Annotated in this window: 27 protein-coding genes; 25 read left to right on the plus strand and 2 right to left on the minus strand. The window is 51.7% G+C overall.

The features are described from left to right. Positions 1-28: 28 nt before the first annotated feature. The 4 genes from dnaE to APU02_RS10995 all read left to right on the plus strand — a co-directional run bounded on the left by dnaE (position 29) and on the right by APU02_RS10995 (position 4,868). A complete protein-coding gene (gene dnaE, locus APU02_RS10980; protein ID WP_060570059.1) occupies positions 29-3,547 on the plus strand; it encodes a DNA polymerase III subunit alpha in 3,519 nt (1,172 codons plus the stop codon). Then, on the plus strand, positions 3,544-3,987 hold the full coding sequence (locus APU02_RS10985; RefSeq protein WP_002213143.1) for a hypothetical protein: 444 nt from the start codon (positions 3,544-3,546) through the stop codon (positions 3,985-3,987). The genes dnaE and APU02_RS10985 overlap by 4 nt, the downstream gene beginning before the upstream one ends. A gap of 145 nt (positions 3,988-4,132) precedes the next feature. After that, the gene (locus APU02_RS10990) at positions 4,133-4,558 is read left to right on the plus strand and encodes a hypothetical protein (protein ID WP_047722224.1); all 426 of its coding nucleotides are present in this window, start codon (positions 4,133-4,135) and stop codon (positions 4,556-4,558) included. A gap of 10 nt (positions 4,559-4,568) precedes the next feature. Continuing rightward, positions 4,569-4,868 carry a hypothetical protein gene (locus APU02_RS10995; RefSeq protein ID WP_047722225.1) on the plus strand — a complete coding sequence of 100 codons (300 nt, stop codon included), beginning with the start codon at positions 4,569-4,571 and terminating at the stop codon, positions 4,866-4,868. Positions 4,869-4,909: 41 nt separating this feature from the next. Here APU02_RS10995 and APU02_RS11000 read toward each other — a convergent pair whose 3' ends face one another. After that, a complete protein-coding gene (locus APU02_RS11000; protein ID WP_047722227.1) occupies positions 4,910-5,584 on the minus strand; it encodes a hypothetical protein in 675 nt (224 codons plus the stop codon). A 158-nt stretch (positions 5,585-5,742) separates the two neighbouring features. Between APU02_RS11000 and APU02_RS11005 the strand changes: the two genes are divergently transcribed. The 13 genes from APU02_RS11005 (at position 5,743) to APU02_RS11065 (ending at position 12,834) form a co-directional block, all read left to right on the plus strand. Next, the gene (locus APU02_RS11005) at positions 5,743-6,174 is read left to right on the plus strand and encodes a hypothetical protein (protein WP_000102109.1); all 432 of its coding nucleotides are present in this window, start codon (positions 5,743-5,745) and stop codon (positions 6,172-6,174) included. Positions 6,175-6,293: 119 nt separating this feature from the next. Further along, the gene (locus APU02_RS11010; RefSeq protein ID WP_047722229.1) at positions 6,294-7,322 is read left to right on the plus strand and encodes a hypothetical protein; all 1,029 of its coding nucleotides are present in this window, start codon (positions 6,294-6,296) and stop codon (positions 7,320-7,322) included. A gap of 60 nt (positions 7,323-7,382) precedes the next feature. After that, positions 7,383-8,327: a 5'-3' exonuclease H3TH domain-containing protein gene (locus APU02_RS11015; RefSeq protein WP_047722230.1), complete on the plus strand. Its 945-nt coding sequence runs from the start codon at positions 7,383-7,385 to the stop codon at positions 8,325-8,327. Next, a complete protein-coding gene (locus APU02_RS11020) occupies positions 8,327-8,593 on the plus strand; it encodes a hypothetical protein (RefSeq protein WP_000920226.1) in 267 nt (88 codons plus the stop codon). Before APU02_RS11015 ends, APU02_RS11020 begins: the two co-directional genes overlap by 1 nt. Before the next feature lie 2 nt (positions 8,594-8,595). Continuing rightward, positions 8,596-9,672, plus strand: coding sequence for a recombinase (locus APU02_RS11025; RefSeq protein WP_047722232.1), 1,077 nt, complete (start codon positions 8,596-8,598; stop codon positions 9,670-9,672). A gap of 91 nt (positions 9,673-9,763) precedes the next feature. Continuing rightward, the gene (locus APU02_RS11030; RefSeq protein WP_000589750.1) at positions 9,764-9,964 is read left to right on the plus strand and encodes a hypothetical protein; all 201 of its coding nucleotides are present in this window, start codon (positions 9,764-9,766) and stop codon (positions 9,962-9,964) included. Between the two features lie 3 nt (positions 9,965-9,967). Further along, positions 9,968-10,798 (plus strand): SPFH domain-containing protein, encoded by an 831-nt coding sequence (locus APU02_RS11035; protein ID WP_004110049.1) that lies wholly within the window; start codon positions 9,968-9,970, stop codon positions 10,796-10,798. A 162-nt stretch (positions 10,799-10,960) separates the two neighbouring features. Continuing rightward, positions 10,961-11,332 (plus strand): DUF2591 domain-containing protein, encoded by a 372-nt coding sequence (locus tag APU02_RS11040; protein ID WP_060570060.1) that lies wholly within the window; start codon positions 10,961-10,963, stop codon positions 11,330-11,332. Then, positions 11,316-11,726: a hypothetical protein gene (locus tag APU02_RS11045; RefSeq protein ID WP_032655922.1), complete on the plus strand. Its 411-nt coding sequence runs from the start codon at positions 11,316-11,318 to the stop codon at positions 11,724-11,726. Before APU02_RS11040 ends, APU02_RS11045 begins: the two co-directional genes overlap by 17 nt. A 68-nt stretch (positions 11,727-11,794) precedes the next feature. Beyond that, entirely contained in the window at positions 11,795-12,070 is a 276-nt protein-coding gene (locus APU02_RS11050; protein ID WP_004110038.1) for a hypothetical protein, read from the plus strand. Between the two features lie 40 nt (positions 12,071-12,110). Next, on the plus strand, positions 12,111-12,290 hold the full coding sequence (locus tag APU02_RS11055) for a hypothetical protein (RefSeq protein ID WP_004110036.1): 180 nt from the start codon (positions 12,111-12,113) through the stop codon (positions 12,288-12,290). Then, on the plus strand, positions 12,287-12,622 hold the full coding sequence (locus tag APU02_RS11060; RefSeq protein WP_023180917.1) for a hypothetical protein: 336 nt from the start codon (positions 12,287-12,289) through the stop codon (positions 12,620-12,622). The genes APU02_RS11055 and APU02_RS11060 overlap by 4 nt, the downstream gene beginning before the upstream one ends. After that, on the plus strand, positions 12,622-12,834 hold the full coding sequence (locus APU02_RS11065; RefSeq protein WP_006812558.1) for a hypothetical protein: 213 nt from the start codon (positions 12,622-12,624) through the stop codon (positions 12,832-12,834). The genes APU02_RS11060 and APU02_RS11065 overlap by 1 nt, the downstream gene beginning before the upstream one ends. 568 nt (positions 12,835-13,402) lie before the next feature. On the opposite strand, the gene repA is transcribed toward APU02_RS11065, so the two are convergent. Beyond that, positions 13,403-14,467 carry a replication protein RepA gene (gene repA / locus APU02_RS11070; RefSeq protein ID WP_047722236.1) on the minus strand — a complete coding sequence of 355 codons (1,065 nt, stop codon included), beginning with the start codon at positions 14,465-14,467 and terminating at the stop codon, positions 13,403-13,405. 744 nt (positions 14,468-15,211) lie between these two features. On the opposite strand from repA, the gene APU02_RS11075 reads away from it, so the two are divergent. The 8 genes from APU02_RS11075 (at position 15,212) to nrdA (ending at position 23,544) form a co-directional block, all read left to right on the plus strand. Continuing rightward, complete coding sequence (locus APU02_RS11075; RefSeq protein WP_047722237.1) at positions 15,212-15,856, plus strand: hypothetical protein; 645 nt, start codon at positions 15,212-15,214, stop codon at positions 15,854-15,856. A 75-nt stretch (positions 15,857-15,931) separates the two neighbouring features. Continuing rightward, the gene (locus tag APU02_RS11080) at positions 15,932-16,426 is read left to right on the plus strand and encodes a GNAT family N-acetyltransferase (RefSeq protein WP_060570061.1); all 495 of its coding nucleotides are present in this window, start codon (positions 15,932-15,934) and stop codon (positions 16,424-16,426) included. 176 nt (positions 16,427-16,602) lie between these two features. Further along, positions 16,603-17,688 carry an exonuclease SbcCD subunit D gene (locus APU02_RS11085; RefSeq protein ID WP_047722239.1) on the plus strand — a complete coding sequence of 362 codons (1,086 nt, stop codon included), beginning with the start codon at positions 16,603-16,605 and terminating at the stop codon, positions 17,686-17,688. Further along, the gene (locus APU02_RS27150) at positions 17,643-17,921 is read left to right on the plus strand and encodes a hypothetical protein (RefSeq protein ID WP_306301967.1); all 279 of its coding nucleotides are present in this window, start codon (positions 17,643-17,645) and stop codon (positions 17,919-17,921) included. Before APU02_RS11085 ends, APU02_RS27150 begins: the two co-directional genes overlap by 46 nt. Further along, positions 17,918-19,834, plus strand: a complete 1,917-nt coding sequence (locus APU02_RS11095; protein ID WP_047722240.1) for an AAA family ATPase — start codon at positions 17,918-17,920, stop codon at positions 19,832-19,834. Before APU02_RS27150 ends, APU02_RS11095 begins: the two co-directional genes overlap by 4 nt. Further along, positions 19,824-20,570 carry a hypothetical protein gene (locus APU02_RS11100; protein ID WP_047722241.1) on the plus strand — a complete coding sequence of 249 codons (747 nt, stop codon included), beginning with the start codon at positions 19,824-19,826 and terminating at the stop codon, positions 20,568-20,570. Before APU02_RS11095 ends, APU02_RS11100 begins: the two co-directional genes overlap by 11 nt. Before the next feature lie 11 nt (positions 20,571-20,581). After that, complete coding sequence (locus tag APU02_RS11105; RefSeq protein ID WP_002214145.1) at positions 20,582-21,151, plus strand: hypothetical protein; 570 nt, start codon at positions 20,582-20,584, stop codon at positions 21,149-21,151. Positions 21,152-21,228: 77 nt separating this feature from the next. Further along, on the plus strand, positions 21,229-23,544 hold the full coding sequence (gene nrdA, locus APU02_RS11110; protein WP_004110010.1) for a class 1a ribonucleoside-diphosphate reductase subunit alpha: 2,316 nt from the start codon (positions 21,229-21,231) through the stop codon (positions 23,542-23,544). Positions 23,545-23,551 lie beyond the last annotated feature (7 nt).

The following is a 23,551-nucleotide window of genomic DNA, read 5'->3' on the forward strand; positions in this document are numbered from 1 at the left end:
ATCAAGAAAACCAGAAAGGTAAAAACACATGAAGGCTCTGATGGTCAGAACTGACTTCTCCCTGGGAGAGTCGGCTCTAAAAGCAGAAAACGCGGTGAAAATCGCGAGAGAAGCTGGATACACCGCTGTCATTTCCGCTGACAGCATGAACATTGCCAGTGTGATCCCCCTGCAGCGTGCCGCTGGCGACGACATGGCGGTTATTTGTGGTGTTAAGCTGAATGTGGTCGACGATCCGACATACGAGCACCGCGCCCGCCTGGCGAAAGAGTCAGGTGGATGTATGGAATCATTGGTACGTGATTCCAGCTACTGCTTCACGGCACTGATAAAGAATGAGCAAGGTTATCGCGACGTGTGCGAACTGATGACCTTAGCCAACAAGCGCGAGCAATTCTACTTTGTCCCGCGTCTGGCGCTTGACCAGCTGGCGGCCGCATATGCCAAAGGCAACATCATCCTGCTGACGTCTGACATTGGCAGTGTATTCCAGCGCCGGGACTTCGCAAAGATTATCGGGACGCTGGTGACAGCTGGAGGACGCGATAACTTCTACAGCGTGGTTTATCCGCACCCTACCCCATTCTACGACCAGATTAACGTCCGGGCGATGAAAGTGGCGAGCGCACTGAAAATAGAGCCAGTGGCGTTCTATCCCGCTTATTACGAAGCGGTAGACGACGCTGACATTAAAGACATTGCGCACATGGTTACGAACAACATCAAAATAGACCAGCCGCATCGTCTGCGTATTCCCCACCAGCGAGATAACGCCGTTAATGGTCGCCGCCATCTCCTTGAAGCACTGAAAGCCTTCTCCGTTCGAATGGATGTGCCGGTAACAGCTGCAATGGCCTCAACAACGCAGGACACCATTATTGAAGCCTGCACATGGCGCTGGCATGAATTGCCACCAGCACTACCCAAGATGGCAGACGACGAGCCTGCAACGCTGATGAAGCTGGCTGTCGCGGGGCTGCGCAAGCGTCTTACTACCAAAGAGTTTGGCTACACACCACCGGCTTCTGAGCACCGTGTGTATGTTGATCGCCTGAAGTACGAAATGGACACGCTGACCCGTCTGGGCTTCTGCGGCTACTTCCTGATGGTGCGCGACCTGATGAATCACAGCCGTGAAACTGGCATTCCTGTCGGGCCAGGTCGTGGTTCCTCTGCCGGTTCTCTGGTGGCGTGGTGCATCGGCATAACCAACGTCGATCCTATCCGTCACGGACTTCTGTTTGAGCGTTTCATCAACCCTGAACGTCTCGACTTGCCGGATGCGGATCTGGACTTCAGCCAGGCACGTCGTCATGAGGTGATCGAGTATCTGAATGAACGCTATGGCGAAGATTACGTTGCCGGTATTCCGAACTTCACCTATCTGGGCGCCGCTTCTGCGCTGCGTGACACTGCGCGTATTTACGGTGTCGACGCTGCGGATATGGCGGTATCCAAAGAGTTCAAGAACCTGGAAGACGATAGCCTATCTCTGGAAGAGCTGCGCGAACAACTGGCCAGCCTGGACAAATACGCCACGAAAAACCCGGAAGCGTTCAAAGCGGCGTGTAAGCTGCAAAGCCTGATGCGTGGCTTTGGCCGTCACGCTGCGGGGATGATCGTCGCTGGCGTTCCACTGGTAGAGCGCACGCCCGTCGAGCTGCGTGGCAACGCTCGCTGTATTGCGTTCGATAAACGTTACTGCGAGGCGATGGGGTTGATTAAGCTGGACGTTCTCGGTCTGGCAACGCTCGATCTACTGGATAGCGCGAAACGCTACATCAAAGAGAGTACCGGGGAAGACATCAATCTCGATGCTATCCCACTGGACGATCGCAAGGTTCTGGATGGGTTCGCTGCAGGGTACACGCAGGGAGTATTCCAGCTGGAGTCCGGCCCCATGCGCAAGCTGCTTAAAGATCTGGGCGGTGGCATTGAGCCAATGAGCTTCAAAACCGTTGTCGCCACGACCGCACTCTTCCGACCTGGCCCGATTCAATCAGGCATGTTGGACGACTATGTCTCCGTGGCCAAAGGCTTCATGGCTCCACAGTCGCTGCACCCGGTACTGGACGAACTTACCGCGGAAACCAACGGCGTGATTCTGTATCAGGAACAGACGATGAACGCGACACGATTGCTGGCCGGCTTCACGATGGCCGAAGCTGATGGTGTGCGTAAAGCGATCGGTAAAAAGGATATGGAAAAGATGAAGAGCATGGGCGAGAAGTTCGTCGTTCAGGCTCAAGCTGGTTGGATCGACGTTGAGATGGAAGACGACACCACGCAGCGTATTCACCGCGCGGAACACTTCAAATGTGAGGACGGCGCACTGCGGACGGTCGAAGAAGCGCTGGAGACAGGTGTGAAATTGCCTATGGCTGCCGTACGCGTTACAGGGTCACAACCGGGCTTATCAGAAACAAAAGCGAAGGAGATCTGGGATGCCTTCGAGAAGAACGGTGCGTATCAGTTCAACAAATCACACTCCGTTGCCTACTCGCTGATCAGCTATCAGTCTATGTGGTTAAAGACACATTACCCTGCTGAGTTCTTCGCTGCTGCGCTCACCATTCTGGGCGAGGATAAGCACCAGGGGCTGGTTAAGGATGCGCTGACCTATGGCATTCGCGTACTGCCACCAGATGTTAACGTGTCATCTAACCGAATTGAGATCCGCACGCTGGAAGACGGCAGCCAGGTACTGTATGCGCCATTCTCTGCTGTGAAAGGCTGCTCTGAGAACGGATGCCAGGCCATCATGAGAGCGCGTGAGAAAGTTGGCGGGAAATTCGAGTCACTTGAGCAATTTGAGGAAGCGGTCGAGAAGCGTGCGTGTAACAGCCGGGTACGCGAGTCACTGCAAAAAGTAGGTGCGTTCGCATCGATTGAGCCTGGCAGTCTGCCAGCGACAGATCCGGAACGACTGCGCGACCAGGCAGAGTTGATGGGCAATCTGGTGATCGACGCTGTAAAAGCCTCTCGACCGTTCGAGATGAACCCTAAGCGCTCTGCTGAAGTGAATGTACTGATGACTCGCATGGCGGCCGAAATGGGTCTGGGAGACGACCTGATCCGCCCAAGCATTGGCATTAAGCCGAAAATCATGGTCATTCTGGACAACGCGAACGGCAATGATGGGCGTACCGGCTACTTCATGGAGAACGGCTACGACGACTTTAAGGCGAAGTTGCTTACTGCAGGCGATCTGCGCATGGGCGATCTCTACGTCACCGGCGTGTGCAAAAAGGTGAAGGACAAAGAGAAGGACTACACCAAAGACGAGATCGGCCAGTTCACCGACTTTATGCGTGAAGAGATCAATCTGGTGCGTCCGACCTATGTGCTGACGTGTGGCAGCCGGGCGACGTCACTCTTCAACAACAAGAGCAAACCATCCGACCTGGTTGGACGCAAAGAGTATCTGCCAGAGCTGGATGTGACCGTTTTCTACGGATTTAACCCGAACATTTTGTACTTTCGCCCAGAAGAAGGCGAAAAGCTGGAAGCAATTCTGGCAGAGGTAGCGGAGACTATTAGCAAATGAATAAAGAGAACACCATGAACGAGGCACAGAAGATTGCACAAGCGCTGGCGGCTATCCCAGCGGATTTTCAGGATAAAGCAGTTGCGGCCACCATGCGGTCGCAGTTCTGGGAAATCATCGACTGCCCGGTCACGTTAGATCTGGCGCTGGCGTTCGCCGGGCTGGATGGTGCCGACAAAGTCAGTCGTTTGCGTAAATGTGCCAGAGCGCTGGCGCTTAAAACGCAAGATCCGAAGGCGTGCCAGTATCTGCTGGAGATTTACGAATCGGATAACCCAGAGGAACAGCTGGAGGCGTTCAAAGTGTTCCGCAATCGGCTGGTGCTGAAGGTGGCCAAAGAGTTTATGGAAGTGAACAAGATTGGCGATGTGAGACAGTACAGGCTGAAACGCCAGACCAGAGTCACGCTATCCAACATTTTTGGTAAGAAAGTCGCATAAAGCAAAAACCCGCCGATTGGCGGGTTTTGTTTTGCCGCTAGTCTAGTCGGGGTTGTCTTGTTTTTTTTGTGGGTTTTGGGAACATATAGTTCGCCAACGATGGCACTGAATTGAAAAATAAGCGTTTATACGGAGCCTTTGGGTTATGAACTTAATTAAAAAAACACTTATCGCATCAATAAGCATCGGAATGGTTGGTTGTGCAGGTATGAGAATGCCTGATTATGCCGAAGTCAAAACAAGCCCATATTACTCAGAGTGCAGGGAGTTCGCCGCCGACGTGTATAAAAATGACGGCTACAGCAAGCTGGCCAACACGGTAATTCTGACCATGAACGACAGAAAAGCTCAGGCTATTGTGTCAGGGTGTGTAGTAACAATGGGCAAAAATAGTATTGAGGAAGCAAAGTCAGATCTGAACAAGAAGGCTGCGGGGTACGGGATACTCAGTGGAGCTTGTTACGACGCCTCATGTCGTGTTGATACCGAGCAGCAGTTGAAAGCCTACACGCTGGGAAGTTATTACGCGGCATACAAGAAGTTCCCAGATCAAATGAAACCTGAGTTTTAAGGATAAAACGATGAAAAGCATGATCAAAACTCTGACTCTGACCGCTACTATTCTCACACTGTCAGGTTGTGCTTTCCCGGATAAGGATGGAGATTACGGCGCTTACGTCTATAACTGCCAGCAGTATGCTTACGGCAAATCCTACGCATTTGAACACAGAGATTTCGCATATAAAGTTTGCAAAGACGCCGCCAAACTTTGGGGAGATGAAGTCCCAGCCTATGTCATCAGGCAAATCAAACTTCACCCGGAGATCCCTGCTGATGAAATCAAATATGCAGCAATGGCCGGTTCATTGGGCAACAACTAACAATAACCAGTTAACGGAGGCATTGCGGCCTCCGTTTATGTTTATTGAAAAAACTGTTCAAGGTCATTTTCTGGTTTTTTCGCTTTTAACGCCCCAGCCTGAACGAAAGTTTTGCATAACTTGGTCGGAATAATATAACCACCATCAGTTGCGCCGTTGTTTATTGCCAAACCAGCATTAACATAACCTACCAAGAGTGGGTCATCATTAGATCTAGAGCTAAACCCTCCTCTTAGGCAAAATTCAGCCAATTGTTCAATATCGAAGGCAGGTACTCTTTCAAGAGCATAAAGCAAGCGTCTCAAAGTATTGAAATCAATATCTTCCCTGGCAAAAGCCTTGAGGAAAGATGCCACCAACTCTGGTTTTTTCTCACTTTCCATACGGTCAATTATTTCGATCAGACTGGCACCTGCTTTACCGGCGAACTTGTCGTCATCATTCAGACGGTCAGTCATTTCAATACGCTCAGATTCAGTCATCTCCGACAAAGGGTTCAGAAAGTGAACTAATTTATCCGTGAAGATTTGGTCGCGGATATGGCCTGCCGTTTTATATACACCGACCAGCGTATTCACGAAGGGGATGGATTCAAGAGCCTTAGATTCAAGCAAGGCATCAAGACCTAGTTCGACATATTCTTTTCCAAGTTCGACTACAGATTCGGATTTTATGGCGCTGATTAATGCGCGGCCGGGTTTCGTGTCCTTTGCCATTTGAGCCTCTTATTTGGGGACGGTATCCACCATTTTTGTATAGCGACAATAGTACCAAACAGGAGATCTGTATAACCTCCATTTTTTGCTCCAACATGCAACACCCTGCATTACTCATGATAAAATTAATACATCAATGTAAGTGGAAACTTAATATCATGAGCACCGATATCTACGAAAAAATCATGTCCGATCTGGAGTTCGACCGCGACAATCTTGAGGAAGTCTGGCGTCAGCAACCGCGCCTGTTAATGGAGTACGGCTCTAAGCTGGCGCGGGCAGAACGCGAAGTCGCAGATGCAAAACTCTCCCTCGATGCGATTGAGGCGAAAATCTACGACAATGAGCGTAAGAACCTGAGTATGAACGGCATTAAGTTTAATGAGTCCGTACTGGAGGCGAAGGTAAGAACCAACCCGCAATACCTCGCAAAGCGCCAGAAACTCGACGATGCCCGGCACATTGCAGATCTGTACAAGCACGCTGTAGCCGCCTTCTCTCACCGCCGCGACATGATTGTCCAGGCGTCCAAAATGGCTATCGTGGAGATTGAACGTTTGGGCGCCGAACGTTTCCACTCCCCCCGTTAATTTATGCTAGATCGTAAGTAAGTACTGATCTATTATTCTTCTCGCTCGAAAGAGCCACGAATAAACGAACGCCCAACGCGCATAGCGCCAATGGCCACAATCACAACAAGGAGAAATACATGTCTAAGTCATTACTTGATCTGCTTAACAAGACCCGTGGCGATATTGCTTCTAAACGTGGCAATAACGTTGATTTGACCCGTCTGAAAGACGGCAATAACTATCTGCGCATTTTTCCGAACAAGGACGACCCGAATGGCGTGTTCTTCCAGACTTTCGGTATGCACTACGTTAAGCATCAGAATGAGGAAGGCAAAGATGTAACCACCGCCTACATCTGCGAACAGCACACCCACGGCCACGCTTGCCAGCTGTGTGAGATGGTTATGGAAGGTCGTGCTCGCTTTAAGGGCAACAAAGCGATGGAAGAGCGCATTAACAGTATGCGTGCTACACCGCGTTATCTGGTCAACGGTGTTCTGTCTGCGCGTGAAGACTTTGCGGACGCAGAGAAATGCCAGCTGATTGAGCTGCCGTCTACGGTCTTCGACGATATCTGCAAAGTGATGTCCGAAGATATTGCGGATGATATCGGCAACCCACTGAGCAAAGAAGAAGGCTATGCGTTCCTGATTAAGCGTACCGGTTCCGGTCGTGACACCAAGTACGACGTATCCCCGAAACGTAAAGTCTACAAAGGCGACATTCCTGAGAAGCTCTGGACTACCCAACACGATCTGATCGCATACGCGAACCAGGCTGACGAAACCCGTCTGCTGTCTACGGCTCGCACTATGGGTCGTCTGATTGGTATCGCGGCTCCGGCAGCAACAATGTCCTCTCCGGCCATTTCTTCCGCTGCAAAATCAGCTGCTGCTGAACTGCCAGGCTTTGGCTCTATCACTGGCCATACGGAAGGCGCAGCTGCTGTCGCTACAGCACACACTCCGGCTCCAGAGTCCACCAGCCTGGTTGATGAAGAGATCCTGCGTGCCGCTGAAGCTGAGTTCAAACCGGAAGCTAAACCGGAAGAAGTTAAAGCTCCGGAAGCCGCCGCAGCTGCAAGTGCTTCAGCATCTGCCGCCGCTGCATCTGTACCAGCTGACGAAGGTCTCGATGACCTGCTGGCTGAACTGGACGCTCTGTAATCCCATAACGTGACCAGTAAGGCGTCTACGGACGCCTTACTTTTTGGAAGGAGTGTACCGGTGAATTATCTCTTTGTGGACGGTAACAGCCTGGGCTATTACCACCAGCAATCCGACAAATTACACAACGGCGAGATGGAAGTTCAGGCGGCTTTTGGCTTCGTGAAGAACGTTCGTCGTTACGCCTCAATTCTCCATGCCCGCCCAATGATCTTGTGGGATGGATTCAGCGACAAACGTCGCGACTTCTACCCGGAGTACAAAGCGAATCGCGATGACGACCCGGATATGAAGAAGATGAAAGAAGGCTTTGCCATCCAGAAGCCGTACATCTTGAAAATGATGACCGCGCTGGGCGTTAACCAACTCATTGCAAAAGACGCAGAAGCGGACGACCTGGCTGGAATGCTGGTCTCTCGCCTGGCTCCGCAGCCGACCGTCGATCATATCTACCTGCTGACTGGCGATGGCGACTGGCTCCAGCTGGTTCGCGAGAATGTGAGCTGGGTAAGCCTGCGTGAAGATGCCAAGCACAAGCAGGTGAACTTCGAACAGTTCGCAGAGCTGACAGGTCTGCCAACACCACGCGCGTTTCTGGAAGCGAAAGCGTTGCAGGGCGATAACTCGGACAACATCAAAGGCGTCGGCGGCATTGGTGATGGTGGCGCGAAAGAGCTGCTTCATGAATGGGGAAGCGTGGCCGCAATGGTACGCGGCATTAACGACGGCTCCATTGTCATCAACAAAGGTCGCTATAAGACGGCATTCAACAAGCTGGCAAAGAACGCCTTCAACGAGAAGACGGGCTACCGGATGCTCGAAGCCTTTAAGCGCAACATGATGCTGATGAACCTTATCGACACAAAATTCCCACCCAGCGAAATCGAGTCGATTAAAGGCGCACGCGACATGAATGCCTTCGAACAGATGTGTTACGAGCTGAACTTCCAGTCGTTTCTGGAAGATCTGGAAGTGTTTGTTCTGCCATTTGAGAGGTACTGCTGATGCTGAAATCCATCATTAATGGCGGGGCAACTACGCCAACCATGCTGGCTAAAGAGATTGTCTTCTGCCACGGCGAGCACGCTGTGGTGGCGCTGCCGAACATTCTGGGCGCTGCTGGCATTTCTGCTACTGAGCGTGAGTTCGCGCTGGTCAGCGAGCAGGTCGTGAAGATCATCGCTCGCGTCGCCAAACACCTGAACCACGACGCAATCAAGTTTGACGAAGCCGCTGCTTCGAAGCGAATCAACGAATCAAAAGGAGCCTAATCATGGCAAAAGGCAAATCCGCACTGGCACTGGCGCTGAAAAAGAAAATCGGCAGCAATGACGAGATCCAGAAGGTCTCCCACTGGATTGACTCCGGTTTCCCTCCACTGAACAAAGCCATTTCCGGACGTTACAACGGTGGTTTTCCGTGTGGGCGTATCGTTGAAGTCTTCGGGCCACCAAGCGCCGGTAAAACCTTTTTGGCGACGGCTGCGATGGTGTCAGCACAGAAACAGGATGGTCTGGCCGTATTCCTTGACCACGAAAACAGTTTCGACGTTGGTCTGGCGGTAGCGAACGGACTGAACGCCGACGAAGATGACGGCCAGTGGGTTTACAAACAGCCGGATACCTTCGAAGACTCCGTCGAGCTGATCGGCACAATCCTCAAGCTGGTGCGCGACGAAGAGCTTATCCCGGAAACAGCCCCTATCTGCATCGTTGCCGACTCTCTGGCGTCGATGGTTCCGAACTCGAAGGCTGAGAAGTTCGACAAGATGGCAGAAGGCACTGCGAAGGACAAAGATCAGCTGAACATGAACGACAACACGGCGCTGGCGCGCGCGACGAGTGCGAACTTCCCTACTCTGGCGCTTTGGGCGCGTAAGTACAACGCGTGCATCATCTTCTTGAACCAGGTGCGTACCAAAATTGGCGTGATGTTTGGCGATCCGACGACGTCTCCGGGTGGCGACTCTCCGAAGTTCTACGCGTCGGTGCGCATCCGTCTGGGTGCATCCGTCATGAAGGATGGCAAAGAGAAGATCGGACAGGACGTTGGCGCCGAGTGCATTAAAAACAAAGTCGCGCCTCCGTTTGGCAAATGCTCATGGAAATTCTACTTCGACCCGACTCGCGGGCTGGACGTCATCGAATCGCTAGTTGAGTACATGCTGGAGGAAGGATACCTGCCCAAGAACGCCAGCGGGCGTGTGGAAATTGGCGATAAGAAGTACACCAAATCGCAGATCGTCGAGATGTACCGCGAGAAGCCACTCCCGGAAATCATCGCAGCACTCCAGGCGATAGACGAACGGCGAGCGAAAGAGTCGTCCCCAGCAGAGACAGAAGAAGCGTAATCACAAGGCGTCCGTTGGACGCCTTTTTTATACTTGAAAATATATAAGTACTTACTTATCATTTCTGCACAAAAACGACAAAAGGAAACACATGATCAAGGGTTATCTCATGGCTGTTTCAGCGGTGATATCAGTCTGCTTTATCTACGGTTTACTGGTTCCATCGCTTATCTCAGCTAAAAGCGATCTGGCCTTATTTATCGGACTTGCCATCGCTGTAGTCTTCCCGGTTGCCTTGTTAAAAGCTGGCCGCAGGTATATCAACTCACTCAATAAAACTAAGGAGAAGTAAGTAATGAAGAAAGGTTTACTGGCGGTGGCTTTGGCTGCTATTTGCACAATGGGTCTGACCGGCTGCGATCGCGTGGAACCGGGATACGTTGGCATTAAGGTAAACAAATTGGGTGAAGACAAAGGTATCGGTGAAGTTGTCGGCGTTGGCCGTCAGTGGACTGGTCTGAATACCGAACTGTACACCTTCCCCACTTTCAAACAGATGAAAACCTACGATGAGCCGTTCACATTCCAGATGAGCGACGGTACAGCCATCGGCCACAAAATTGGTGTGGCATATCTGGTTAATCGCGACAAAGTAACTACCGTATTCCAGACCTATCGCAAAGGTGTTGATGACATTACCGACACTGATCTGCGCCAGAAGATTGCGGACTCACTGAACCGTCTGGCCAGCCGCATGACTACCGACACGTTCATCGACGGTGGCAAGGCGTCTCTGCTCGACAATGCGCTGAAAGACATTCAGGCAGAAATGTCACCGGTAGGTATTGAGGTTATTAGCCTGTCATGGGTGGGCAAACCAGACTACCCGGACACTGTCATCGAATCTATCAATGCCAAAGTGACCGCGAACCAGAAAACGCTCCAGCGCCAGCAGGAAGTTGAACAGCGCAAGGCAGAAGCGAACATGCTGCGTGAACAAGCCGAAGGTGAAGCCGACGCTATCCGCAAGCGTGCTCAAGCAGAAGCTGATGCCATCAAGTTGCGCGGTGAAGCATTACGTCAGAATCCGAACGTCATGGAGCTGGAAGCCATCAACAAATGGAATGGCCAGTTGCCTCAGTACATGACTGAAGGGGCCAATACTCCGTTTATCGCGTTGAAGTAACAGCCTTTTCAAAGATACGGCGTCCACTTGGACGCCTTTTTTATTTCCGTATTATCACCAATAAGAAAACAAATTGGTTACTAATACGGAATTACCATCCGTAGAAGTACAAAGTGACAACGCCACATAGTTGTTCGGCAACGGATGAGAAGGAGATCGGGAATGAAAAATTACAGCGAGATGACAGACTTTGAGATTAACTGCCTGGTCGCGGAAGCCACCGGCCATCGACCGCTCATCTCACAATATGGCTGGAAAGGCTCACAGGAAGGCGATTACACAGCAGTGGTCGCCATCGGCCCGAACGGAGCCGGAACCTTCGACTGGTGTAACGATCCGGAAGATGCGTGGGACATTATTTACCGACACAGAATCGGCGTAATCCCTGCCAGACAGCCTGGCGAGTGGAGAGCGACCCACAGAACGGTGGATAGCTCAACGCCACAACATCTGATCCAGAACCCTAACCCTTTCAGAGCGGCAATGACCGTGTTCCTTTTAATGCAGGAGAAAAAGCGTGAAGAAACTGTATGACGCGGCCAACGCTGCGCTGGATGTAGTGGATACCGAAATTGCCCAGGGCTTCCCGGAGCCAGAATGGGCGACGCAGCTGCGTGAGGCGATTGCAGAGATGAACGCACCGGAACCTTCAGAAGATGAAGCCGACTGGCAGCGTTTCATCAGAATGTACGCGGAAGAGATTGGCCCGACGCCCACCGCTGAACAGGCCATGCTGCTCAAGTACTTCAAGGAGGCTGGAGAGAATCTGCCGGTTGATGATACACCGCACTGGTTTCACGCCGCCTGGCGTAAGTTCGACGTGATCTACACCCGCGGTCTGGGAAGCAAAGATATGGTCGTCTGGCATCTGATGCACATTGATAAGGCTGTCGACCGCACGCTGGAGAAGTTCTTTCCACCAGCCTGAACACAATGATTGTGCGCCGCATGGCGCACATTAATATAAATAAGTACTTACCAACAAGGAGAAAACACATGAAGATTTTGGTTCGCATTTCAGCCAGCACCGACTATGACGTTTACCCGTTGTTCATGGTCAAGTGTGATGGGCTGAACGATGAAGAAATTCAAGCGGCAATTGAGCGCAATCTCGTTGAGTACACAGGCATGGATGCGGATTCTGTGTATGTCGATGATGACGGTGTTTGTTGGCACAACGGTAGTTGCTGGTACGTCGACGACACGATGCCGGTAAGCGATGAAGACGCGGCTCATCTTGAGCGTATCTTAGGCATCAGCACTTTTGAGTGATATTTACAGCAAAAAATATATAAGTTAGTATCTACCTATCATGAAAACTGTATTAGACACTTTATTACTTATTGTCTCGATAGCTTTTGTGCTCGATTGCATCTTCACCGGAGCAATCCGTAAAGCGCTGGCGCCTGTTAATGGTGCGATGGTTAATGCGCTGGCCGTAGTGCTGGTATTCGACTCAGCATTCGGCGTTATCAAAGGAGTCGTGGCATGAAGAAAATAGCCCTGGCTCTGGCGCTGCTCTCCCTCCCTGTCTACGCGGACACGCACGTCTATGAGTGTGAGATGTCAGTGGCCGAAGTGAAGAACGACGTGATCCGCAATGTCATCAAAGCCAGCTACGGCGCGATGGTTGTGGACAGCGGCGAACAGTTTTATGTTGTGCGCGATGATCGCGTCCTGTCTTCCCCCTATCTCACCAAACGTAACGGCAAACTGTCTGGCGTGGGTGAAGATAAGTTCGTTTACAACAAATCAGGTGATGTCTACGGCGTTCACGCGAAGAACGCCAGCTACCTTTTCGATGACTGCAAGGAGGTTGGTTGATGGCGGTTACACTGGCAGGTCTGGAAATCGAAAAAACAAGCGGCTACTGGCGTGCCAAAGGGTTTAAGCAACCCGGCGTGCTGGAGCGACTGGAACGTGAGGACGGTGTCATTGTCCACCAGCGTCGCGAATGGCGCATGTACGATCCGGAAACAGGTAAGCTCACGACGAAGGCCGGGACACTCTGGGGTCTGCTGAAGAAAATCCACTGATAACCCTAACCACTGCGGTGAGTAGCCAGCTCACCGCGTGCGTATCCGGTCCATAACCACTGTAGTGAGTAAAACGCCTGCCGTGACATCCGGTATCCACTGTAGTGAGTAAAGTGGCGATTATCGACGTCGCTATCCACTGTAGGGAGTAAACAGGCGTTCATCCGCAGCAAACAACCACTATAGAGAGTGATGGAATGCGTTCTCCAGCGGGTATCCACTATGGAGAGTAAACCTTCACTGTTTTCAGCGGATATCTACTCACTACAGTGGTTAGTAAATACGGCCAACCGATTCTGCTCTCCACAGTGGATAGCCAATAACGACGGGAACAACGATAACCACTATAGAGAGTGGATTTAACAAGATACCCAGTGACCACTAACCTCGCAGCCCTTGTTTCATCTAGGTTTGTAACCACTAACATTTATTTCGTTATTTGAGCGCTACTGCCTACAGTGGTTACTCTTCGGTTGTTGTTACTCACTACAGTGGATAGCGGATTTCAGATAAACAAAAGGCTCACTACAGTGGATAGTGAGCCTTTCTACTCTCTACAGTGGTTGGGCTATTTGCGAGCTTTTGCCTTGCGTAGCTCTTCGAGAATCGCCAGTTCTTCCTTGCTCAACATGACCATCTCACCGTCTTTTTCTTCAGGAACAACATCGATGATGTCCTCCTGATCATCACCAAGCAAGCTATCTTCCTGCTCTTCTGGTTCTTCCGGCGCAGCTTTAGCTGGTGGCAATGCCGGGCGTAACTTCGGCCGCCTATAGTGGATGATGAAGTAGACCGAGCTGCCGCGCTTCACTTCGGTGTAATCGAGATAGCCGATCTCCCGAAGTTGCTCCATCGCCTTCCTGACTGTCGCGTTCTGGGTAATGGTGCGGCTGGTTAAGTTAAGTCTGGCGCGTAAGCGAGCCAACGAGATTGGTGCCGGGTCAGGTGGCAAACTTTCGATGAAGGTGTAGAGCGCCTGCGCGGATTCTTTTCTGGAGAGTTCGTTAATTGCCCGGAGTTGCAGAAGAACCTTTTTGTCGAACTGGTAGAGTTCGAAAATCTTAGGATCAGCCTGCAGCGAGACCGTGTCGTTCTTTGTGCTGTACTTTGCTGTCTGCACAAGGTGCGTCACGTAATACTCATCAGAGCCTTTACTGCGGAATGAGATAGTGTTTGTGGCAATACGAGTTAGAGAACTGTCCAGGCGCTTGCGTAACTTCGCGGACGATCTGGCCGTTGGTATGCCACAGAGCCTGACGAACTCGACGAACGGTAACGTGACGGTGTCGCCAACAACCTTGTGCTTGGCGAACGCGTGGATGATGCCTACCCACGTTTTGAAGTCGTTATCCATATCCAGACGAACGCCGGAGATCCTTATGTCCTCGTACCCTTCGGCTTTGGCCAGAGACAGCTGTTTGAGTTCAGCAGAGGCGTCCATAGAGACCATTTGCCCCTTTCTGCCCCTGGCGGTCGATTTCAGCGTCGGAACGAAGAGACCAAGACGCATCAGAGCAACAGGCTGAACTGTGTTGTTGGTGTTAGGAACTAACGTAACAACTTCACCGGTCTTTTTGTCTGTTTCTGAGAATGCTTCAACGATCGCTATGTTTTTATTGCCGTTTTCACTCATTCCAAGTGTCTCTTTTTATTCGACCGCTTTGGTGGCCTTTGCTGATTACAGTGGATAGTAGCACTCATCACAGCGGTTATCCTACCGCCTATAGTGGTTTTTCTACTCTCTACAGTGGTTGGTTTGCTCTTCATAGTGGCTGATCTTCTCTCTATAGTGGATATCGATCACCTCTAAGGCCCTGTGGGACAACGGTTTGCGGGGTGCGGGGATCTTTTTGGGTCTTTGTGGGTCTCTTTGTTTCTCTTTGGGATCTGAATTACTGGATCGGGCCTGTGTATAAAAATCAGGTAATTGCAAAACCAGCCATCACTCCCCTTCTGGGGATGATGTGTGGTCGAAACAAACACGCCTGAACGCAAAAATTCCAACATCTCTATGAATATCAGCCACCTGACGTAGAAATACAGGCACTGGGTTATCCAGTTAAGACAATGTCTCCTACTCACTACAGTGGATACCGACCACTCTCCAGAGAGGTTGTTTTGCTCTTCATAGCGGTTATTATGCTCTCTACAGAGGTTATTTTCCTCCCCATAGTGGATAGTAACCCCCTCTCAGGCCAGTAACCGCAACGGCTGGAGACGATCGGGGATCTCTTTTGATCTTCTGTAGGATCTCTCTGGGGATCTAATTATTGGATCGGTCCTGTGAATAATGGGTATAAGTAAAACAGGCATTTGCAAACATCGGTGCGCCTTGTCAGTTATCGTTGCCCAGGACAAAACTATTTGAATAAGAATTATGGATCTCAAACGCACGCGCTGGGTTCGCCGTCTTGAAGATGGCTCCTACACCATTGAATCGAACACTAGCCTGAACAAACAGAAGTTGCTCTGCGACCTGTGTGGCATTGCGTCGAAGTGCCCGATTAACGAAACCCGGCTCAAACTCCACGACGCCGGTGCGCACTTCCACCTGAATAGTTGCATACGTTACGTGCCACTGATGGCATTTCGTAAACCGATCATCGGATTAGACGCTCCCTACTTCAACACACTCCGCTCTGGTGTAACATGGCGAGACCGGGTCGAACCTGGCAAGCTCGTTTGTCTGGTTGAGGCTGATACTGGAAATATCATCCGGTTCGGGAGAGTCGATAAGGTCTACTCAGGCCCGGTGGATGAGATGCTGCGGAAACACAGCCGGTTTAACCATCTCTGCATGGGTGGAGAGAAGATCGAGAAGGTTGGCGAAGTGATCCGCAAATCCTACGGACACTTCCTGAACGACGACAGCCTTCTCACGGCCATCTACATTCGCCATGTCGATCGGGAGTTCGATACGGAGTATCACAGTGCTGAAGAGTTGAATCTTGTCGACCCTCGTCCAAAAGCTGGGGTAATAAACATCAGCGTAGCGCGTCAGAAGCCCCCTGAGACGTTTTAAACGTAAACTCATGGTTTTACCGGGGCATAAAATATGGTGTCTTAGAAAGACACTGAGAGCTTTAGGGATTAATACATGAGTGAATTTTATTCAAGGGCAGCAACTGTGGCAGACATGCCATTTATCATGGGTGAGTTTGAAGACGGCGCGCGTAAAGGTCACTTCTACGAAGAAATCCTCACGTCTAAGGGCTGTAAAACCTTTGAGAAGCAGACCAGGCTGGCAATCAAGACGAACGAGCAGGGTCAATACTCGGGGCATTTTATCTACATCCTGCTGCGCCGTTCTGATGACAAAAAAGCAGGGCTAATCTGGTTCTGTGCCGCACTCGATCCAACCGGTGCGCCACGACTTGAACTCCGTGCCATCAGTATCGTCAAAGATCTACGCGGGAAAGGCTATGGGTCAATGCTGCTGTCCGACATGATCGATTCAAACCCGAGCCAGCCGATGATGGCGAAGTGCTATGTCAAATCCTCGCAAATGGCCGACATGCTAAAACGCAGAGGTTTTCACCTTTTCGACACGTCCCCCAAAGGCACGCAGATGCTGTTTCGCGATCCGAAGTAATAAGCCCCCCATACGGTTGAGATATTGTCACCACCATAAAAATAAGTAGGTATTTACTTATATATTTTGTCATAATCATGTGCCTGTAGATTTTCTTCTGTGCCGTGTTGTCTGGGTTGTTCGCCTCTCAAACACGCTTAACATCTGTATCAAAATAACCACAAAGGAAAAGACACATGACATTGCCATACGGGGTGATATCAGATCCCCATTATCATCGTTGGGATGCTTTTGCGACAACAAACGCTGACGGGCTGAACTCTCGACTGGAGATCCAACTGGACGCCACGAAAGAAGCTGCCAAAGCCATGAAAGCTGCGGGCTGCAAGCACATGCTGGTGGCTGGTGATACTTTCCATGTTCGTGGTGCTATATCGCCTTCCGTCCTGCATTTCGTGACAGAAACTTACGAGTGGATCGTCAAAGAGTTGGGCCTCGAAGTGGTTATGCTGGCCGGCAACCACGACCTCGAAACCAACGATTCCGTATACAGCGCCAACGCAGCTGCCTCTCTGCGCTCAATCGGTGTGGAAATCGTCTGCGGCAAACGTCCTCACTCCATCAAAATGGGCGACGTAACCGTCCACCTGATTAGCTGGCGCAATAATCACGCAGAGCTTATCAGCGACCTCAAAACACTGCGTTCCGGGCTGGATGGCGACAATCACGATGTCGTTGTGCATACCTCGATCAACAAAGCGATCCCCACCATGCCAGATGTCGGCATCGACGCACAGGAACTGAAAGATATCGGCTTCCGTTTGTTGCTGTCCGGACACTACCACAACCACAAAGAAGTGCTGCCTGGAGTGGTTAGCATCGGGGCGCTGACGCACCAGAATTGGGGCGATGTTGGTTCGCTGGCTGGCTTCATGATCGTCAACCCTGACGGCACATTCACCCACCACGAAACCTCCGCACCCAAGTTCGTCAACCTTGAGGACGATGTGGAAGACGACCAAATTCGCGGTAACTACGTGCGCTTCCGTGCCGTTGTGGAGAGCGATGAAGAAGGCATCAAAATCCAGAACGTCCTGAAAACAATGGGCGCGAAGGGTGTCGTCTGCAACTTCATCCGCAAGGCATCGATGATGGAAGGCACTGCCAGTACTGCGGAGACCAGCAAAATAGACAGCCTGGGCGAGTCCGTCGCGGCGTACTGCAAGATTGTTCACGACACTGACGGCGGCTTCGACCTGAGCAAGCTGGACATGCTGTGTCAGGAGATCCTGACCGAAGCGGAGAGTGCGGAGGCAATGTGAGTACGAGCCATTCTGGGAGCTTTCGGGACTTCATCTCCACGATGAAAAGACTTGAACGAGGCCAGACGGTGATGTTCCACAAGCCCTACCCACCCAACGGAAACCCTGTGGCGTTTTATCTGGGAAGACTGAGCAAACAAGGCGTACTGAAACGCCGATCTTTCCCAGCCCACACGGAGTTTCAACTGCGAAAAGGCCAGCATTTGAATCAAAAAGTTAGAGGCATTGTATGAAATTTCTAAAGCTCCAGGTTGAGAACTTCATGGCGTTAGCCAGCGCCGAAGTTGAGTTAGACCAACGCGGTCTGGTGCTCATTCAGGGTGTTAACAGTGGCGACTCTTCCGCTGCCAGCAATGGCGCGGGCAAATCGACTTTGATGAACAGCCTGATGTGGTGTCTGTATGGCGAAACTGCGCATGGCGTCAAAGGTGACGACGTGCTCTCTACAGGCCACGAGAAAAACTGTCGCGTGATGGTGACTGTTGAGGATGAAGGAAAGCGTTACGCCATCATTCGCCACCGCAAACACAAAGAGTTCAAGAACCGGCTGATCGTCCGTGGCGAAGACGGTGATATGACCAAAGGCAAAGACACACTGACGCAGGAGTTCGTTGAACGCCTGATTGGTGCATCGAAAGAGGTGTTCATGGCGTCCATCTACGCCAGTCAGGAAGCAATGCCAGATCTGCCGGGTATGTCCGACAAGAACCTCAAAACCATCGTTGAAGAAGCCGCTGGCGTCGACCGGTTAACGCGAGCCTATGCCATTGCTCGCGAGCGTGCTAATGCAGCTGCCGCACGCATGGATGTTACCAAATCCAAAATGGACGCCTGTCTCACGCTTATCGAGACCGCGCAGTCAGAGATTGAGGCGGCCAAAGCGTCCTCTGATAGTTGGGAACGCGATCGCGGCGAACGTCTGGACAAGGCCCGCGTCGATTTGGCTGGCGCGGAGGTAACGCTGTCCGAAGTCGTGATGGAAATTCGCTCGCTGCCGGAACAGATCCGGGATACGGAAAACGCGATTGCTGGCGAACGCAGCAAGCTGGCCTCCAAAGAAGAGCATGACGCCAAACTGCTGAAGGTGCGCGGTGCGATTACGGAGATCCGCTCAAGCATCCGCACTTCAGAAGCGGCACAGAACGAGTCCATGAACCGTGCTCGCTCGTTTAAAAGCAAAGCAGAAGAGGTCAACACAAAGGTCGGAGCACCTTGTGTTACGTGCGGAAAGCCCTACTGCGAAGAAGATTTGTCCACCGTGAAGGAGAGTTTCATTGAACAAGCGCGTAATGAGATCGGCCAGGCGCAGGCATCAGCAGCGGCAGTGGCTCAACACAAAGCTCGTCTTGAGAAAGCGCTCGGCATCGAGTCTGCACTGGTCGCGGCCACACCCGACGTCTCAGAAATCATCGCCAGAATCGAACGCCTGACCAATGAGCTAAGTGCGCTGCGTCATCGCGAACGTGAAGTTGTGGCCGTCGAAGCGATGGTGGCGCGGGCGCGTACTGACGTGAATCGCATCATGGCAGAGGTAAACCCATTTCTGGCTGTCATTAAGCGCCATGAAGACAACCTGGCTGCCAATAAATCTAATCATGCAGTACTTAAAAAAGAGTTAAAAAGCATTCAGGAACAGGCTCTGTTGCTGGAGAAAGCTCGCCAGGTTTACTCCCCATCTGGCGTGCGTTCACACATCCTGACTTCTGTTACGCCTTTCCTGAACATCAGGACTGCGGAGTATCTCAACACGCTGTCGGACGGCAATATCGTTGCCGAATGGTCGACAATGGAGACAACGAAGAAAGGCGAGTATCGCGACAAATTCAATATCAGCGTAACCAAAACAGGCTCCAGCAAATCCTTCCAGACGTTGTCTGGTGGCGAGAAGCGTAAGGTACGCATTGCGTGCTCTCTTGCTTTGCAGGATCTGGTTGCCAGTCGCGCCAGTAAGAATATCGAGCTGTTTATCGGGGATGAAATTGACGACGCGCTCGACACTGCCGGTCTGGAGCGTCTCATGGGGATTCTGGAAGCCAAAGCGCGTGAACGCGGCACAGTGATGATCATTTCCCACAAAGAGATGAAATCGTGGTTCCGGGAAACCATCACAGTCGAAGTCAAAGAGGGTCGCAGCTATGTCGTTTAACTTGAGCCGAACGCAGTTTTTGCAGATGTTTGCCGTGATGCAGTCTATAAAGCTGATAAACCACCATACGGCAAAAGCAGCTGCGCCTGCACTTTTGTGGAAAAACGAAAACATCAATGACGACCAGTTCTCGGTATTAACCAGTCTGTTGTCATCGACTCCGTTGATGCCGAGTTTGTCTATGCTGCCGTCAGGAAGCACTGCGCCGATCCTTATTAATCCATTTACGGAAGGTGGATATCTCCCACATTCTGGGCCGGGGTTCGTTGTGATTCCTGAAACCGGAACGCTGAACATCCAAGAAAATGCGCTCTTCAATGCGATGGAGACGCACATCAGCACCGCATTCACTAATCTGATTCGACACGCTAACGCACGCGCGGATCACGTTGCAATGCCTGGTGCTGCTTTCGCCAGCTTCTCTGTTGACTATGACCGACACGCGCCAATTTCAAAGCGGGCGAAACTCTGCTTATACGAGGAGGGATGTGAAGTAGCGGTTATTGAAGTTCTTCTCCCCCATGTATTCAGCGCGAATGAAACGACTGCACGCCATCTGATCGACATCATGCGGCATTTCATCGGCCAGAGCATGATTGATGCAGATATTGCTGCAGGCGTTCTAACCAACGATAGCATTCATGTTGTTAGCGACATTCCGAAGCCGCCAACTCGCGAGCCGGAGAAGACACTTGAACAGAAACTATTGGAATGCCCAACCTGGGCTACGTGGTAAGGAGACCAAAAATGAGTAAAACCATTCGTGTGGTCGGCGTCGACCCTTCAATGAGCAATTTTGGCCTGGCGATTGGCACGCTGGATCTGGAAACGGATAAGCTGGACATTCATGGCCTGACATTGGTGGAAACCAAAGCTGGTGGCAACAAGAAGACGGTTCGCGTAAACAGCGACGATCTGCGCCGCGCTAACGAAATCTGGCGTACCGCCAAGCCCATAATCGAGCAGGCTCATATGGTGTTTTGCGAGTTGCCGGTTGGTAGCCAGTCCAGTCGCGCACAAACCTCATACGGCATCTGCATTGGCGTACTGGCGTGCGTGGATAAGCCACTGATACAGGTCACGCCAAACGAGATTAAGCACTATGTCGGGAATAAGCTGACCACGTCGAAGGAAGAGATCATTCAGTGGGCTACGCAGAAGCAGCCAAACGCCCCGTGGTTGCGCCGGAAGCAATCTGGTAAGGAAGTGCTGGTGAATAAAAACGAGCACCTTGCGGACGCTGTCGCGTCGATTTACACCGGTATGCAAACTGATCAATTCCGTCAGGTTCGCGATGTTCTTGCAGGAATTTTATAAGTCGGTAATTGATAGGTAGGTGCTTATCTATTAACATGAGGCCACTATATTTAGTGGCCTTTTTTATTGGGTGATACATGATAAGCATCGTAAAACGTAACGGTTCCACAGAGCCGTTGTCAGAGGAAAAATACAACCGCGTTGTGATGTGGGGAGTCGAAAACATTCGCAACGTTAGCGCGTCTGCTGTCGCTATGGGCGCCGCTGCCAGCATTTTCGACGGAATGACCACCTGCCAGCTGCATGAAGCGCTGGTGAAGTCCGCTGCCGATCTGATCTCTCCGGAAACCCCGAACTACTCGCAGGTTGCCGCGCGACTGAGCCTGTTCAAGATCCGCAAGGACGCCTTCGGCCAGTATGACTACCCGAATTTCTACAATCACATCGTCAGCAACGTCAGTCGTGGCGTTTACGATGAAGACCTTCTCAAGTACTACTCTCAGGAAGAAATTGCCGAGCTGGGCGTGTACATCAAGCCTAAGCGCGACGAATACTTCGGCTATGCCGCCACCGTGCAGCTGGCGAGCAAGTATCTCGTTCAAAACCGAGTAACTGGCGCTATCTACGAAGGGCCACAGCAACTCTACATGCTGGTCGGCATGTGCCTGTTCCAGAATTGGGAAGATGGCTGCGCCGGTAAGACGCGTCTGGAGATGGTCAAAGGCTTCTACGATGTGACCAGTACATTCAAGCTGTCTCTGCCAACGCCAATTATGGCCGGCGTGCGCACCCCTACTCGCCAGTTCTCCAGCTGCGTGCTGATTGAAGCAGCTGATAGTCTGAAAGGGATTAGCGCTGCGTCTTCCGCAATCATTGACTACGTGTCACGTCGCGCGGGCATTGGTATTGGCTTTGGGCGTCTGCGTGCGCTGGGAAGTGAGATCCGCAATGGCGAGGCCACCCACACTGGCGTTATTCCATTCCTGAAACACTTCCAGACAGCTGTGAAATCCTGCTCTCAGGGCGGTGTTCGCGGCGGCGCTGCTACAGCGTTCTATCCGATCTGGCACTTGGAAGTTGAAAGTCTGCTGGTACTGAAAAACAACCGTGGCATTGAAGAGAACCGCGTTCGTCATCTCGACTATGGCGTGATGATTAACCGTCTGATGTATCGCCGCCTGGTGCGCAACGAAAATATTACGCTGTTCAGCCCACACGATGTGCCGGGCCTGTACGACGCGTTCTTTGTTGATCAGGACAAGTTCGAAGAGCTGTACCTGAAGTACGAAGCCGACGAGAGCATTCGTAAGAAATCTATCCCGGCCGTCGACCTGTTCTCTACGCTGATGCAGGAGCGTGCCTCTACTGGTCGCGTTTACATTGCCAACGTCGACCACATGAACGATCACGGCGCATTCGTTCCGGAAATTGCACCGGTACACCAGTCCAATCTCTGTATGGAGATCACGCTACCGACCAAGCCACTGGCGTTCACTGACGATCCGAACGGGGAAATCGCGCTTTGCACTCTGTCTGCGTTCAACCTGGGCGCGATCCGCACGCTGGACTCACTGAAAGACGTGGCGTTTTACGCTGTGGCGGCACTGGACTCTCTGCTCGACTATCAGGACTACCCGATGGCTGCTGCAGAAATCCCGGCTAAAGCTCGTCGTAGTCTGGGTATTGGCGTGACAAACTTTGCCTACTATCTGGCGAAGAACGGTTTTAACTACTCTGACGCTGCAGGCAACCAGCTGGTGCATGAGACCTTCGAAGCCATTCAGTACTACTTGCTCGATGCGAGCTGCCGACTGGCCGAAGCGAAGGGTGCATGTGACTGGTTCTCCCACACCAAATACGCACAGAGCCAGCTGCCAGTCGACCACTATCGCAAAACACTGGATACCAACCCGGAGACCTCTTTCGAGCTGAAAATGCCGTGGGAAGAGCTGCGTGGCCGTATCCGTGAGCATGGTCTGCGTAACTCCACTCTGACCGCTCAAATGCCGTGTGAGACGTCCAGCCAGATCACCAACTCCACAAATGGTATTGAGCCGCCCCGCGGCCCGGTGTCCGTGAAGTCTTCCAAAGACGGCATCGTGAAGATGGTCGTTCCGGACTTCGCGCAACTGAAAGACCAGTACGAGTACCTGTGGGATATGCCGGATAACCGCGGCTATCTGACTAAGGTGGCCATCATTCAGAAGTTCTTCGATCAGGCCATCTCTGCGAACACCAACTACGACCCGACTCGCTTCCCTGGCGACAAGGTTCCAATGATGAAGCTGCTGGAAGATCTGCTGTTTGCGTATCAGCAAGGTGTGAAGACGCTTTATTACCACAACACGCGTGATGGCGCTGGTAAGCGTGACGACGACGATCAGGTGTCCGAACCTTCAGTTGCGGAGGTTGTTGAGCCAGAAGATGAGTGCGATGGCGCGTGCAAAATCTGATGAGTGT

The organism is Citrobacter sp. 50677481, from assembly GCF_001463265.1.
Lineage (GTDB): Bacteria > Pseudomonadota > Gammaproteobacteria > Enterobacterales > Enterobacteriaceae > Citrobacter_A > Citrobacter_A sedlakii.

Bases quoted from the DNA above. Each gene is read 5' to 3' on its own strand.
- nrdA (WP_004110010.1), top strand. From the start codon at position 21,229: ATGATAAGCATCGTAAAACGTAACGGTTCCACAGAGCCGTTGTCAGAG.
- APU02_RS11055 (WP_004110036.1), top strand. From the start codon at position 12,111: ATGAAAACTGTATTAGACACTTTATTACTTATTGTCTCGATAGCTTTT.
- APU02_RS10990 (WP_047722224.1), top strand. From the start codon at position 4,133: ATGAACTTAATTAAAAAAACACTTATCGCATCAATAAGCATCGGAATG.
- APU02_RS11085 (WP_047722239.1), top strand. From the start codon at position 16,603: ATGACATTGCCATACGGGGTGATATCAGATCCCCATTATCATCGTTGG.
- APU02_RS11020 (WP_000920226.1), top strand. From the start codon at position 8,327: ATGCTGAAATCCATCATTAATGGCGGGGCAACTACGCCAACCATGCTG.
- APU02_RS11060 (WP_023180917.1), top strand. From the start codon at position 12,287: ATGAAGAAAATAGCCCTGGCTCTGGCGCTGCTCTCCCTCCCTGTCTAC.
- APU02_RS11030 (WP_000589750.1), top strand. From the start codon at position 9,764: ATGATCAAGGGTTATCTCATGGCTGTTTCAGCGGTGATATCAGTCTGC.
- APU02_RS11010 (WP_047722229.1), top strand. From the start codon at position 6,294: ATGTCTAAGTCATTACTTGATCTGCTTAACAAGACCCGTGGCGATATT.
- APU02_RS10985 (WP_002213143.1), top strand. From the start codon at position 3,544: ATGAATAAAGAGAACACCATGAACGAGGCACAGAAGATTGCACAAGCG.
- APU02_RS11035 (WP_004110049.1), top strand. From the start codon at position 9,968: ATGAAGAAAGGTTTACTGGCGGTGGCTTTGGCTGCTATTTGCACAATG.
- APU02_RS11105 (WP_002214145.1), top strand. From the start codon at position 20,582: ATGAGTAAAACCATTCGTGTGGTCGGCGTCGACCCTTCAATGAGCAAT.
- APU02_RS11000 (WP_047722227.1), bottom strand. From the start codon at position 5,584: ATGGCAAAGGACACGAAACCCGGCCGCGCATTAATCAGCGCCATAAAA.
- APU02_RS11080 (WP_060570061.1), top strand. From the start codon at position 15,932: ATGAGTGAATTTTATTCAAGGGCAGCAACTGTGGCAGACATGCCATTT.
- APU02_RS11050 (WP_004110038.1), top strand. From the start codon at position 11,795: ATGAAGATTTTGGTTCGCATTTCAGCCAGCACCGACTATGACGTTTAC.
- APU02_RS11025 (WP_047722232.1), top strand. From the start codon at position 8,596: ATGGCAAAAGGCAAATCCGCACTGGCACTGGCGCTGAAAAAGAAAATC.
- APU02_RS11100 (WP_047722241.1), top strand. From the start codon at position 19,824: ATGTCGTTTAACTTGAGCCGAACGCAGTTTTTGCAGATGTTTGCCGTG.
- repA (WP_047722236.1), bottom strand. From the start codon at position 14,467: ATGAGTGAAAACGGCAATAAAAACATAGCGATCGTTGAAGCATTCTCA.
- dnaE (WP_060570059.1), top strand. From the start codon at position 29: ATGAAGGCTCTGATGGTCAGAACTGACTTCTCCCTGGGAGAGTCGGCT.
- APU02_RS11005 (WP_000102109.1), top strand. From the start codon at position 5,743: ATGAGCACCGATATCTACGAAAAAATCATGTCCGATCTGGAGTTCGAC.
- APU02_RS11065 (WP_006812558.1), top strand. From the start codon at position 12,622: ATGGCGGTTACACTGGCAGGTCTGGAAATCGAAAAAACAAGCGGCTAC.
- APU02_RS10995 (WP_047722225.1), top strand. From the start codon at position 4,569: ATGAAAAGCATGATCAAAACTCTGACTCTGACCGCTACTATTCTCACA.
- APU02_RS11075 (WP_047722237.1), top strand. From the start codon at position 15,212: ATGGATCTCAAACGCACGCGCTGGGTTCGCCGTCTTGAAGATGGCTCC.
- APU02_RS11095 (WP_047722240.1), top strand. From the start codon at position 17,918: ATGAAATTTCTAAAGCTCCAGGTTGAGAACTTCATGGCGTTAGCCAGC.
- APU02_RS11040 (WP_060570060.1), top strand. From the start codon at position 10,961: ATGAAAAATTACAGCGAGATGACAGACTTTGAGATTAACTGCCTGGTC.